This window comes from Sphingobacterium sp. R2, assembly GCF_040760075.1.
In the GTDB taxonomy this organism is placed as follows: domain Bacteria; phylum Bacteroidota; class Bacteroidia; order Sphingobacteriales; family Sphingobacteriaceae; genus Sphingobacterium.
The window spans coordinates 1,842,704-1,856,380 of sequence record NZ_CP142884.1; the positions used below are offsets into that span (position 1 = coordinate 1,842,704).

Below are 13,677 nucleotides of genomic sequence, written 5' to 3' on the forward strand. Positions count from 1 at the left end.
TTCATTTTAGCATTATTATCAATACGCTTGTTCTTCGATTATGAACTTCGATAATTTTATATCATTTAATAAAAGAGAAATAGGTGATATTTATTGATATACAGTACAAATCACAAAAATCCGGGAGACATAATATAGTGAAATTATTTTTTTTAAAGGGAATGGTCGCTCTTTTGTTGGCATCTACAGTTGCCTGTAGTTCAAAAGAGAAAAAACAAAAAGAAGCAGCAATCGCGCAGGCAAAAGTAGATAGTACAAGACTGGTTTATAATTCCAATAATGCAGATTTGAAGATCGATGCTTTTATGAAAAATCTTCATTCAAAAGCTGCCTTCAACGGAAATGTTCTTATTGCCAAAGATGGAAAAATTTTATATCAAAATACATTCGGTTGGGCTAATTACTTAAAACGGGATAGCCTAAAAATTGACGACAAATTTGAGTTGGCTTCCGTTTCTAAGCCGCTTACAGCCGTCGGGACTTTAAAGTTGGTGGAGGCTGGAAAGTTGCGCCTCGATCAAACGATCAATGACTTCTATCCTGATTTTCCATATCCAGGCATTACAATAAAAATGTTATTGACTCATCGTTCGGGATTACCTAATTACGTATACTTTTCAGAAAAACACTGGCCTGATCGTAAAAAGGGGATGACTAATCAGGATGTAATGAAAATGCTGACCGAGTTTAAGCCTAATCGCTATGGGGCGCCAGGGGGACGTTTTTTTTATAATAACTCGAACTTTATGGTCTTAGGGGCTATCATAGAGAAGGTTTCAAAGCAAGACTACGCTACTTATATGAAAGATAGCGTGTTCAATGTCGCAGGGATGACAAATACGGCTGCTCTTTCAAAGGCTGTATATGATAAAATTCCTACCAACGTTATTGGTCACGATAAGATATGGAGGAGATCCGTTGTACAAAATTTTCAGGATGGACCGCTTGGTGACAAGGGGATCTATAGTACCGTTCGTGATCTTTATCGCTTTGACCTCGCTTTGAGGGATGGAAAGCTGTTAAAACAGTCCACATTAGATTCGGCATATAGAGGATATCCTGATGCGAAAAAAGGGATTTTTAGCTATGGTTATGGTTGGCGTACGTTTGAGCATGGTAATGATCATATCGTATACCATACAGGTTGGTGGCACGGTTTTAGACATATTTATGTAAGAGATCTAAAAAGAAATATTGTCATTGTTCTGCTTTCTAATATGACTAATGGAAGTTTGGTTAAATTAGACGAGCTTTATAAAATCTTGGGAATGCCGGTATTGCGTAAAAACGCCTATAGTAGTCACGGGGATTTTATCATTGATGAGTAAGTTTTCGGGCGTGATCAATAGGTGATATAAACGAATATAAAAATGAAAAAAACATTGATTTTGGGTGCTAGTAGCAATCCTTCTCGTTATTCAAATAAAGCGGCTAATATGCTGCATAGGCATGGACACGGTATTGTTAATATCGGTCTGAGTGGGGGCGAAGCTGCTGGAGTTTCTATTGAAAAGAAAGGCGAGGTCTATTCCGATATCGATACTGTGACGATGTACGTCGGTGAACATAATCAGAAAGAATATTATGACTATATTTTGGCAACGAAACCTAAACGGATTATATTTAACCCGGGCGCAGAGAATCCTGAATTAGAGCAGCTCGCAATGGAGCACGGTATTAAAACTGAAAGAGCCTGTACCTTGGTCTTATTGAGTACAGGACAATTTTAAATTTTGGATTTTCGAAGTAGTTCAACCGATAAGTACTTTGTGATAAAATAGTTTGTAAGGCCCACAGTATTGCTGTCAAGATTCAAACTGGAAACTTTTATTTCACAATGTTCTTTCAATATTGCCATGGTGTACGAATTAATAGCCTGTTGTATCGGAATAGTGATCAATTCATTTGCTTTTGCAATTTTTCCACCTAACACGATTAATTCCGGATTGAGGAGTTGTATCAGTGACGCAAATGCTTTTCCAAGGTTTGTTCCCAGTTTTGAAATCTGATTTATAGCGAATTGATCGCCTTTATTTGCAGCTTCAATAATATGGGTTGGTGTTAAATGTTGTAAATCATCGGCTAGTAATTCGTTTAATTTAGTCAGTTCTCCTTTTTGGATTTCCTGCTTGGCATTGTTAACTAATGCGATTCCCGAAGCAACAGTCTCTAAGCAGCCTCTTTTGCCGCAGTAACAAAGTTCACCGTTGTCGATAAAAGGCATATGACCCACTTCACCAGAGTAGCCATCCCGACCAAGATAGACTTCACCATTTGAAACGATTCCTAAACCTATTCCCCAATCCATTAAAATAATTAGGCTGTTTTTGGTGTTTTTTGCCAAACCAAATTTCAATTCAGCGTATGCTGCTCCTTTAACATCATTCAGAATGAAGACTGGTTTTTTATATTTACGCTCGAAATAGTCCGAAATAGATTGATTATCGTCGTGTAAAAATGTCTCATTGGTACCCTCCTCTGCATTAATCAATCCAGGCATGCCAATAATCAATCCTGTTAAGTTTTCGATATCAACAGATTTGTCGATAAGGTATTGATCAATAATTTGTGTGATGGTTACCAGATTTTCTGCATTGCGGGATAATTCATTTTCAAGCTCGATCATTTCTGCAATGACATGCTGATTATTATCCATGATGCTCATAGTAATCGAGAAGCGTTGAAGCTCAATCGATAAAACCTGAAACAATCCATCCCGTAATTTATATAAATTAGGTTTGCGCCCACCAATAGATTCACCTTTATCAAATTGACGTATAAAATCATCTTCCAGTAATTCTGCGATCAAGCTATTTACTGTCGGCAGGCTTAAATAAAGGTTTTTAACAATGTCATTTACCGATACAGATCCTAATTCGGCTATTAATTTTATAATGGAAAGTTTGTTGAATACATTTTTCTTTTCAGGTTTACTCTCCAATTTTTTGTTAATCAGTAAATTTACGGCTTTAGTCATAAAACATCATATTTTGAAATAGAATCCTCAGGGCTTTAATTTAGCAAAAGTTTTGGAATCATTTGGTTATTTTCTTAATTGGTAAGTAAGTTGGCTATTTAACAAAAAGGGGATAAGATACCTTATCCCCCCGCTACTTATACATCTATACTATTTGAGTTTTTTTACCCGAATGTCTTTGAAGAATACTTCAGTACCGTGCCCCAAAAATCCGATATGACCAGACGTACGTTTAAGTCCAGGATGTTGTTTTCCGTCCAGGGTACCGTTTTTACTTGCCTCTGCAATATCTGCATCCACAATCACAGTACCATTGAGGGTAACTTTGATGCGATTCCCTTTCACCATTATTTCCTCAGAGTTCCATTCACCAAGAGGTTTTAAATGACCCTTTTTGGCAGGAACAACGCCATAAATTGAACCGTGATACTGATATTGTTTCAAGTCTTTATAGACATCTGCATCATCATCCAGCACCTGGATCTCCATGGCTTCATATGCGGCGTCTCCCTCCAGAGGAGCCCGGATTCCCACCCCATTGTTGGCACCTGGGGTTAATTTGAAGTCAAAGCGATAAATGAAGTCTGCGTATTCTTCTTTTGTGTAGAGGTTTCCCCCAAATTTTGCATTTGGATACACCCAGATATAACCTTCATCATTGATCACATAAGCTTGGTTTTCTGTCCACTTGTCGAGGTTTGTTCCATCAAAAAGTACTTCAAAACCTTCTTTTTTCTCTTGATCGCTCAACTTAAAGATTTGCTTTCTTGGGAATTCCTTGATAAAAAGATCTCTATAATAAACAACAGAACCATGCGCCTGTAACTCAATTTGTTCGGTAGGGAAAATGGATTGGTTTCTATCCCAATAGTTTTCAAGCGGAATGTTATCGGTTACTAATTGTCCATTTAACCAAACCGTGACTTTGTCGTCTACCATTTTGATTTTAAACGTATTCCATTCGCCAGTAGCGTTGTCGGCAACCTTCAATGGTTTGCTTTCATTTTTTTGATTGTTATATAATCCGCCAGATCCCACTTGTGCGCCTACTCTTGTATTGGCGATATCCCAAATTTGTACTTGTGGCGTGCCTCTGAGGTAAATGCCAGCATCACCTTCTATGCCACCGTAGTTCTCCAATTTCCAGTCTACGAGCATTTCGAAGTCGCCGTATTGTTTTACGGTTGCTAGATTGTCGCCTTTACCATTAAATACGATTTCACCATTAGATACAGACCAGCCTTTGCGCATGATATCATCAGCTTTAGCTTGTTCTGCGGCTAAGGTTTTTTCGTTCATCTTACTGCGTTTGATCGGATCCGCGACCAAACCTTTCCAGCCACTGAGGTCTTTACCATTGAACATCGAAACGTAACCCTCTTTCATGGGCATTTCAGCAAGATAACGAACGACAGCTTCTTTGAGATATCCACTTTCGCTACCGGACAATTTACCGATGACCTGTTCGAGAACTTCTCTGACCTTCTTACCGTAGAATTTATTGTCCATGGCAATGTTCATCGCCACATTAGTTGCTGTTCCGGCAAGTTGGGGATCGTTCATCAGGTCAGCTGCGAAAACGAAAGACTGATATGTTCCTGTTGGTTGCAATGCCGATAGCGCAGCTCTTTTCTGTTCTGCTGTTTTGGCGACACTGAATGCATCTCGCAGCAATAAGGTTTTCTGGTCAGGTGTATTTGAAGAAGAAGAGATTGATTTGATCACTCCTCTGTATACTGTATTGAAAAGATTATCGTCTTTTTCTGTTCTGGATAGTGTTATTAATTCCGGTAACGCGTTTGCGGATGACCAGGTAGCCAACGACTCGATTGCTGCTGACCGTAGACTTGTGTTTGTGTTGTCAAGATATGAGGTTACAGCTTTCAATGAATGTGGGTCGCCAAGTCCAGCAAAAATAGGGAAATATTTAGCGGTATTTGTCGCTGCTGAGTTCGATAGGCGAGCGGCGATTTTTTCAGTTAATCCTTTTGAATTTGCGCTCGACCGAATCACGTTGACTAGGGCACGTTTCAACAGGGCTGCAGATTTACTATCTGTGGTATTGTTTAATCTATTGAATAATTCTTCTAAATCTGCTTCCTGCGCTACATTTGGAAGCGCTTTGTTAATGGCTTCTTCGACAGCGGGGTTTGAACTCTTTATTGCTAATACAGCTTTGGATGACTCATTATCGGAACGCTTACTCAAAATGTCCAGCAATTGAATCTTTTTTTCGTCGTCTACATGTGCAAGGGCATTGTTGACATCGGTAACGACATTTGCATCTTTCGATGAGAGGATCAATGCTTTTACCGAATTGTTGAATTGTTGGTCGGTATTAAGCGCTTGGATCAGAGTATTGGTCTCTTTTCCCTGTGAAAGCGTATTTAATGCACTTAATCCAGCCAATTTAGTTGCCGAAGACTCCGTCTTATTGACTAACCCATGGATTAGCTTTAAGCTGCTTGCAGAACCATTGTGCGCTAAATAGTTCAATACACTTTCTTGCACTTCAGGTGTGCTTTTGCTCGCTAAAGCAAGCAAGCTTTTTGCGTCACTGCCTTTGCCGTATTTTCCGAGTAATTGCAAAGCAATGTTACGGTAGGCACCATTATCGCTCTTTACTGCTGCCAATAAGTTCTTTCGCTGTTTCGCCGGGTCAATGGTTGTCAATAATTTGAGTGATGCAATCTGACCGTTGATCGATTTTGCTTTTTGCGATTCCTGGAAAAATTTGTTGAGGAACTTAACCGCATCTTGGTCGTGCTTATTGTCGATCAATGCTTGGGCATAGTCAATACCAAGTCCAACCGCATCAAATTTGTCGTAACCGTAACCTGCAGCAGTTAGTTTTTCCTGGAATAGCGATTCGGAAGCTGTGCCTCCAATTTTGCTCAATGCAATTAAAGCTGTTCGTTGAAAACCGTCCGAATTATATTTTTTGGTCAATCCCAAAATAGCATTTTCAGCATTTTTATCCTTTAAATCTCCGAGTGCAGTAACTAAAGCAATAGCCGTTTTCTCTGTCGTCGAAGCAGCCAAAGCATTTTCTAATGCTGCTGTCGACTCAGGAGTACGAATAGATACCAGCGTTCTCGCTGCCGCGTCGGCAAGGTAATCGTTTGCCAAGCAATTTGCGACAGCAAGTATAGCGGTATTATCTGCGCATTGACGTAATAGCCGTAAGGCAAAGACTTGATTTGTCGGTTCGTTCAATTGTGATATGGCCTTCGCCAAACCTTCAACAAAAACTCTTTTTTGTTGTTGTTTGCCGGGCTGATTTACATAGAATGAATAGCTGTTTGCTGCAAATTCTATTGGAGCATTATTGCTTCCCGGTGCTTTAAGTCCTTTGAGGAAGGTAACGACGTCATCAGACGAAAAGCCTTCCAGCTCATGCATGGCAAGCAAAAATTTTTCTTTTTCTTCGGCAGGCTGCTGTGCCAATACGTCAGCTATTTTGGTTGCAGTCGTTCTATTTTGTGGTTGCTGAGCGTAGGTTGCACCAGATATAAGAAGCAATACAGTCAGCGAATTTAATATTCTTTTCATTAGGATATCTTTTTAAATAGACCAAGGGCCTCTCATTGGTTGGTGAATTAATCTATTTGCGGCCTCATCATTAATAAATAGCTCATTTTGGGAGTCATATTTTAGTGATCGGTTTAGTCGCAATGCTGCTAATCCCATGTTGACCAAAGTACAAGAACGATGTCCGTTGATTTCATTCAGTGCAAACTTTTCTCTTGTGCGAACAGATTCCAAGAAGTCGACAATCTGTGGTGCAGGTTCAGGGTATTGTGCAAGTTTTCTTTCCAAATCTGGTATATCTGACTGAAACCCTCGATATAATTTACCTTTTGGACCTTCAATATAAGCGGCCTTTTCATCTTTCGCTTCACCGTCTAGAATGATCTGACAACCATCGGCATAAGTAAATGTAATGCGTCGCCATGTACCCACAGCATCCGGATGTTGCTGCGGAGCATCCACGTCGACAGTAATGGGACTTTCGTTGTCTTTACCTAAAAAGTATTGAACAGGATCCATATAATGTTGTCCCATATCTCCAAGGCCACCGCCATCATAATCCCAATATCCCCTAAAGGTCGTGTGTACACGGTGCTTGTTGTAAGGTTTATATGGCGCTGGACCTAACCATAAATCGTAATCAAGTTCTGCTGGAACCTTTTCCTCTGGTAAATTTTCCTTTCCTACCCAATAGAATTTCCAGTCAAAACCCGTATGCTTGCTTATCGTGACTTTCAACGGCCAACCCAACATACCTGTGTCGACTAATTTTTTGATTTTGCTTACGGGAACGTTCATTCCATAAAAGTCGTCCTTGAAACGAAACCAGGTATTTAGACGAAAGATATTGCCGTGCTGAGCAATGGCTTCTTTTACTTTTTTACCTTCACCAATCGTTCGAGTCATCGGTTTTTCACACCAGATATCCTTTCCTGCTTTTGCCGCTTCAATAGACATCAATCCGTGCCAATGTGGGGGAGTGGCAATATGCACAATATCTACTTCTAGAGATTTAATCAACTCCCTAAAGTCATGGTATTCCTTCACACCACCGCCTAAGTCTGCTTGTGCTGCCGCCAGATGGGTTTTGTCTACATCACAAATAGCTACTGTTTTAGTTCCGGCGTAGCCAAAGTGCCCTCGGCCCATATTGCCGACACCAATGACACCTTTGGTTAGATGGTCGCTCGGAGCAAGATATCCCTGTCCTCCGAGTACAAAGCGAGGTACAATAGAAAATGCCGCAGCACCGACCACGGATTTTTTTATGAAATCACGCCTTGATGAATTCTGTTCTTTCATTTTGGTTGGATTAGTTGTTGTATAATTGATCCTCTATTAGGCTGTTAAAATTAACCGCATTGGATATTTAGTCTTAAAAATAGACAAAAAACTGATGAATGTAAACTGATAACTAAAATTTTACGTATTGTTTATTTAAGTTTTATTAAAAAATGATAAAAGAATAGATGTGAATCCGTTTCTTTCAAAGATAATAGACGATTGTATACCTATGATTCTATTTTTGTGTGTGAATTGTTACAGTTCAATACAGTGGCAAACCGCCGAGACAATGTGATGGTACAGTAAATTTCAATTATACTTAATCGTTTTCGTAAAATGGGCTTGATTCCGGCAAAATATTGCAGCATCTTTATTGTCACTCTGATCGCAAATCCTAAAAGATGAATTTAAGATAGCAATTTTTTGGATCGTAGAATATGTTGTAAAATCACATGGATGTAGCTAGAAACTGCACTTCTACGCATTGTTAATTAATTTCAATTTGTGTTAAGGAGAAACGTAATTAGGAGCGATCAAATTGATTCGCCGGCATTGACTGACTAAAAATCTAATAGATAATGAAACTAAAGCAATCTTTTGTATGGGTATTAGCCATATTGGGCATATGCCCCGTTGTCCAGGCGCAAATAGTGAAACCGAATTTGTCCAAAGCCTTTATTCAGGAGCAACTGGACGCTGCTGCGAATCAGATAAAGGTTCTTGCGGCAGAAACTCCGACAGAAAAGTTTCCAAAAACTTTCGAAAATGGCAAAGAGGTATTTTCTTCTTCGAGCTGGTGGTGTTCGGGCTTCTATCCGGGGACATTGTTGTATTTATATGAGGGCACCAAAGATGAAGGATTATTAAAGAAAGCAACCGAGAAATTGACCTATCTAGAAAAAGAAAAGAACAACAAGGGTACACATGATTTAGGGTTTATGTTATTCTGTAGTTTTGGAAACGCACTGCGTCTCACGGGTGATAACCAAAAGTATGGTCCAGTACTCAGCACCGGCGCCAATTCCCTGGCGTCTCGTTATAGCCCGATTACCAAAACAATCCGTTCTTGGGATCACGGATCATGGCAGTATCCGGTTATAATCGATAATATGATGAACCTGGAGTTTTTGACACAGGTGTCTAAAATGACAGGAGACAAGAAATTCTATGATATTGCGGTATCTCACGCTGAAACAACCTTGAAAAATCACTTTAGAAAAGATTATAGTTCATACCATGTGATCGATTATGACAAAAACACAGGTAAGGCCATTGGTAAAAAGACCCATCAGGGCGCATTTGATGAATCGGCCTGGTCAAGAGGACAAGGATGGGCGTTGTATGGTTATACCATGATGTACCGCGAGACAAAGAAGAAAGAATTTTTGAAGCAGGCCCAGCAAATCGCAAAGTATATCCTAAGCAATCCGAATCTGCCTGCTGATCTGATTCCCTACTGGGATTTTGATAAAGATAAAATTGCGCAGTCAGATAAAATGTATCCGAATAAGGATCTGCGGGATGTATCTGCGGCGGCATTATATGCATCTGCTTTGTTAGAGCTCTCACAATACACAAAGGGAAGTGAAGCTTTGAATTATTTTGATAAAGCAGAAACGATTCTTAAGAATTTGTCTAAGGCACCCTATCTGGCTTCTTATGGTCAAAATGGAGGCTATATATTACAACATAGTGTTGGCGCGCTACCGTTGAATTCGGAAATCGATGTCCCATTGACCTATGCAGATTATTATTATGTGGAGGCTTTGGTGCGGTATCAGCGTTTGTTGGATGGTGAACCAATGATTAAAGCGATTGCTAAATAAAGTGTTAAAAAAATAAGGCAAATTCTTGGGAGATGAACTCGTTTTAACGACACCGGAATAGATGAAAAAGAACAGGATATAAACTACATTGAACAAATAGCTAAGATTTAGCGGTCTGGCTGGAATTTGCTGTTTGTTCTGATGGATTATGTCCAAACTGTTTTTTAAATTCCTTACTGAAGTATTTTCTATCGGAAAACCCCACAGCGTAGGCTATCTCACTAATGTTCATGGCCGAATTCAGTAATTCTTTCGCTTTGTTTAGCCTGTACATTTTCACATAGTTATTGAGAGATAAATTAGATATAGCTTTCAACTTACGATAGAGGATTGGCGCACTCATTCCCATTGTTCTAGAAATAAAATTGACATCAAAACCGTCCGATTGAAGATTTTTTTCGATCAATTGATTTAAGGAGGAAATAAATTGTGCATCAAGTTCATTGTCGAAAGTAGCTGTCTTGACATGAAACGCCTTACTTTTCGCCTGACTGATAGCTAGGAGATTTTGGGCAGAAAGAAAGAGTTGTTTATTATCAAAGGGCTTTGTCAAATAAATATTTGCGCCGCTTTCCAAAGCTAAAGTTTGCGTGTTGCTATCGGTAACTGCGGTCAACAAGATGAACGGGATATGACTAGTGATTATATTTTTTTTTATGGCTTCACACAGTTGAGCACCGTCCATGTAAGGCATCATTAGGTCTGAAATAATAAGATCAGGGATATATTCCAATGCTTTGGAAAGAGCCTCTTCACCATTATTTGCTGTAATGATCGTGTAGGTATCCTGAAACAGATTGACCACTGTTGCTAATAATTCTTTATTGTCTTCCACAATTAAGATCGTTTGTTGCAAGGAAGTGTCGAACGTGCCTGGACTGGGTATGCTAATGTCTTCTGTTTCCTTTGCAAGGAGATCTACTGCTTGCGGCTCTACTTTCTCGCCAGCTTGTTTCGGTAAGGTTACCGTAAATACTGTCCATTTTCCTTTTTCATCGTCCTGTGTAAGGCAACAGATATCCCCCCTGTGCTGTTGTACAATATGTTTGGTTAACGCAAGTCCGATTCCAGTGCCTATCGCATCTTGAACTTGCTCTTCGCGATAGTACTCTTCAAATATTTTGAATTGGTTATCGATTGCGATGCCGATTCCATTATCGACAATGCTAATAGCTATTGTGTGATCAGTTTCGATAAGATCCAGATAAACTGTACCATGTTCTGGGGTATACTTGATAGCATTTGACAAGAGATTAAACATGACTTTATCAAATTGTACGGTATCTATGGATTGTAGCCCCACAGTATCCAGCTGCCGGATATAGTAGTTGAGGTGTTTTGCTTTGGCAAGATCATTTAATAGGTAGAAGGTATCTTCTATATATTCCCTAAAAGAGATGTCTGTTTTTTTCAGCACAAAATGCTTGTCGTCGAACTTTTTAAAATCGAGTAATTCGTTGATGACTCCTAGGAGTTTGTTGGCATTCTTTTTTATTCGTTTTACTTTATTTTGGGTAGCGGTAAGATTAGCTGTTTCTGATATAATTTCATCTAACGGAGCGGTAATCAAAGTCAGAGGAGTACGAATTTCGTGCGATATCTGTGTGAAGAATTTTATTTTCTTTTCCTGCTCCCGTTCTGAATTGATTAGCATCTTCCTTTCGACAACAAACTTAATAACCAGATGTACGCCCAGAGCAAATAATCCTGCATACATTAAATAGGCCCACCACGTTCTCCAAAATGGAGGTTGAATGTCGATATTAATCCGTAGCGGTATACTGCTCCACATACCATCATTGTTACTCGCGAATATGGTCAGTCTATGTATACCTACTGGAACATTCGTATATCGTATTGAAGGATTACTTGTTTCAATCCAATCCTTGTCAAAACCGTCGAGCTTGTATCGATACCTATTCTTTTGCGGTTTTATGAAATTAGAACCTGAAAAATTAATAGTAAGAAAGTTTTCATCGTGTCGGAGGCTGAGCTGATAGCTGTTTGGATCTTCCGTTTTATGAATCCGTCCGTAGTTTAGTGGAGTCTCTTCGAGGAAGATATTTCGGAAGAGGACATTGGGGATGTTTTGATTGAAGGTTATTTTTCGAGTATCTAGGGAAATTACACCGTTGAGTGTGGTGACGAATAATGTTCCTGTTTTGCTGGCAAAGACTTTAGCTCCAAGAAGATTTTTTACCGGTAAACCATCATACTGATTGAGAAGATAGCTATGTTTTGTCTCGGGATTAAAGCATATGAGACCATCTTTACTGGTAAGCCATACCTTATCGTTCACATAGATGGGCCATCCTAGCGAATTGTTCGGAAAGCGAGAGACCTTGGTTAAGTGATCATGCTGATCAAAATGATATAAATATTGGTTGGATGTTAACCAAACATCCCCATTTGGATGAACATAAAATCCTCCCACCGTCAATGTATCCAATTGTTGTATCGCTCTTATGTTTGAGTCATTAGGTTTTCTTCGAAAAAGGGAACCTCCGCTTAGGAAATAAATGTACTGTTTAGCATCAGCTTGTATATCATCGATTGTAGCTGTTTTTAAAACGGGATTATATTGTGGCTGTTTCCCTGGGTCTACGGTGTAGAGTCCTTTATTGGTGCCGAGGTAAATACGATGCGCAGGATCAACGTAAATACTGTAGATGTTATTTTTGAGATTTAGACGATCCTTTTCCAGATAAAAGTGTCGCGCATTTCCAGATTGGGCATCGATAATGGAATAACCGCCACCATATTGTGCGGCGTAGATTTTGTTATCTTTTGTGAATAAGTCCTTAATCAGATTCGACTGGGTCAATTGTGATAATGGAGAGGTGGCTCCTGTTCTCTTGTCAATTTTATTGATTCCTTCTTCCTCCGTTCCGATCCAATACGCGTTTTCTGATTCTGTGAAACTACCGGCAATATCGCTATTGAGTCGAAAACCAGAAAGCGAACGGGTTGAATAATGTTGTATGGGGATAAGATCGGGGTAAATAGCATTTATTCCTCCAAAATAGGTTCCTATCCAAGTGATTTGTTGCCGATCGATAAAAATATCATATATCGAATTTTGGCTCAATGAGTTTTTTACGGAAGTATTATGTTTATAGTTTAAGAACTGCGCCGATCCATTAAAGATTGAGAGTCCTTTTAAGGTGCCAATCAGTAGTTCGCCATTTTTTGCCGGCACAATTTTCCGGACGTTATTGCTCAATAGATTACTATTGGTTTCGTTTATATTATTCCATGTTTTATCCGTAAAGTTAAATTGGAATATTCCATGCAATTTTGTCCCAACCCAAAGTATATTTTGATGAAGATATAGCGCACTGAAAATACGTTCTCTTAAGGGGAGGGGGGGCAGCATTAGATCTCGGATAGTGGAGATCTGATCCTTTTGCAGTGAAAAAGACTCAATGCCCTTGTAACTTGCTATTATATAGGTAGTAGGGCTAGTTTGAACAATGGATTGTACATTGGGACGGTCCAGAATTTTTTTGAGACTGTAGGTCCCGGCGGTCGGGATTACCTGGTAAAGCCCCTTGTCTGTGCATAGAAATATTTGGTCTGATAAAAATTGGATGTCGGTGACGGCAATTTTTTCCTGAAAAGGTTTTCCTTGTTTCAATACAGCTTTACGTTTGTCGATGTCGAAAATGAATAATTGAGTTGCAGTCGCGATGAAGAGATGATTCTTTGCATTGATGCCAATCTTATTAATATAATCTACCTTTTTAAAGACGGTATCCTGTACTAAAATATTGGTGATATGCTGGGAGTCATATACAAATAGGTTGGGGCCGCCGCCAAACCAAAGTTTACCCAGTTTATCCTGCGCAATTGTTAATACCGCCTGTTTATCCAATACATTATCCTGGCTTAGCGTCTCAAACTTAAGATCCTGGGCATGACAAAGGGAAATGATAGATATCAACAGCAGAAATTGTCGCGATAAAATAGGCAATATGTTCATGGTTATGGGGTCTTTGGATCAAATTTAAGATTTTACCCCTAAATATTTATGAATTTTCCCCGCCTTAATTTGCTCGT

The 13,677-nt window shown here is 39.3% G+C and carries 7 protein-coding genes; 3 read left to right on the plus strand and 4 right to left on the minus strand.

The window, feature by feature from the left end:
• Positions 1-137 precede the first annotated feature (137 nt).
• Positions 138-1,328 (plus strand): serine hydrolase, encoded by a 1,191-nt coding sequence (locus VXM68_RS07625; RefSeq protein WP_294187222.1) that lies wholly within the window; start codon positions 138-140, stop codon positions 1,326-1,328.
• Between the two features lie 42 nt (positions 1,329-1,370).
• On the plus strand, positions 1,371-1,730 hold the full coding sequence (locus tag VXM68_RS07630) for a CoA-binding protein (RefSeq protein ID WP_293953002.1): 360 nt from the start codon (positions 1,371-1,373) through the stop codon (positions 1,728-1,730).
• On the opposite strand, the gene VXM68_RS07635 is transcribed toward VXM68_RS07630, so the two are convergent.
• The 3 genes from VXM68_RS07635 to VXM68_RS07645 all read right to left on the minus strand — a co-directional run bounded on the left by VXM68_RS07635 (position 1,727) and on the right by VXM68_RS07645 (position 7,810).
• Positions 1,727-2,977 (minus strand): ROK family transcriptional regulator, encoded by a 1,251-nt coding sequence (locus VXM68_RS07635; RefSeq protein WP_293953000.1) that lies wholly within the window; start codon positions 2,975-2,977, stop codon positions 1,727-1,729. The two genes, VXM68_RS07630 and VXM68_RS07635, sit on opposite strands and share 4 nt — an antisense overlap.
• 150 nt (positions 2,978-3,127) lie before the next feature.
• A complete protein-coding gene (locus tag VXM68_RS07640) occupies positions 3,128-6,529 on the minus strand; it encodes a DUF1080 domain-containing protein (protein ID WP_367210938.1) in 3,402 nt (1,133 codons plus the stop codon).
• A gap of 12 nt (positions 6,530-6,541) precedes the next feature.
• Entirely contained in the window at positions 6,542-7,810 is a 1,269-nt protein-coding gene (locus tag VXM68_RS07645) for a Gfo/Idh/MocA family oxidoreductase (RefSeq protein ID WP_367210939.1), read from the minus strand.
• A 560-nt stretch (positions 7,811-8,370) separates the two neighbouring features.
• Here VXM68_RS07645 and VXM68_RS07650 point away from each other — a divergent pair.
• Positions 8,371-9,618 carry a glycoside hydrolase family 88 protein gene (locus tag VXM68_RS07650; protein WP_367210940.1) on the plus strand — a complete coding sequence of 416 codons (1,248 nt, stop codon included), beginning with the start codon at positions 8,371-8,373 and terminating at the stop codon, positions 9,616-9,618.
• Positions 9,619-9,718: 100 nt separating this feature from the next.
• On the opposite strand, the gene VXM68_RS07655 is transcribed toward VXM68_RS07650, so the two are convergent.
• Positions 9,719-13,600, minus strand: coding sequence for a response regulator (locus VXM68_RS07655; RefSeq protein ID WP_367210941.1), 3,882 nt, complete (start codon positions 13,598-13,600; stop codon positions 9,719-9,721).
• Between the last annotated feature and the right edge of the window lie 77 nt (positions 13,601-13,677).

Coding starts and splice junctions, on each gene's coding strand:
- VXM68_RS07635 (WP_293953000.1), bottom strand. CDS start 2,977: ATGACTAAAGCCGTAAATTTACTGATTAACAAAAAATTGGAGAGTAAA.
- VXM68_RS07645 (WP_367210939.1), bottom strand. CDS start 7,810: ATGAAAGAACAGAATTCATCAAGGCGTGATTTCATAAAAAAATCCGTG.
- VXM68_RS07640 (WP_367210938.1), bottom strand. CDS start 6,529: ATGAAAAGAATATTAAATTCGCTGACTGTATTGCTTCTTATATCTGGT.
- VXM68_RS07630 (WP_293953002.1), top strand. CDS start 1,371: ATGAAAAAAACATTGATTTTGGGTGCTAGTAGCAATCCTTCTCGTTAT.
- VXM68_RS07650 (WP_367210940.1), top strand. CDS start 8,371: ATGAAACTAAAGCAATCTTTTGTATGGGTATTAGCCATATTGGGCATA.
- VXM68_RS07655 (WP_367210941.1), bottom strand. CDS start 13,600: ATGAACATATTGCCTATTTTATCGCGACAATTTCTGCTGTTGATATCT.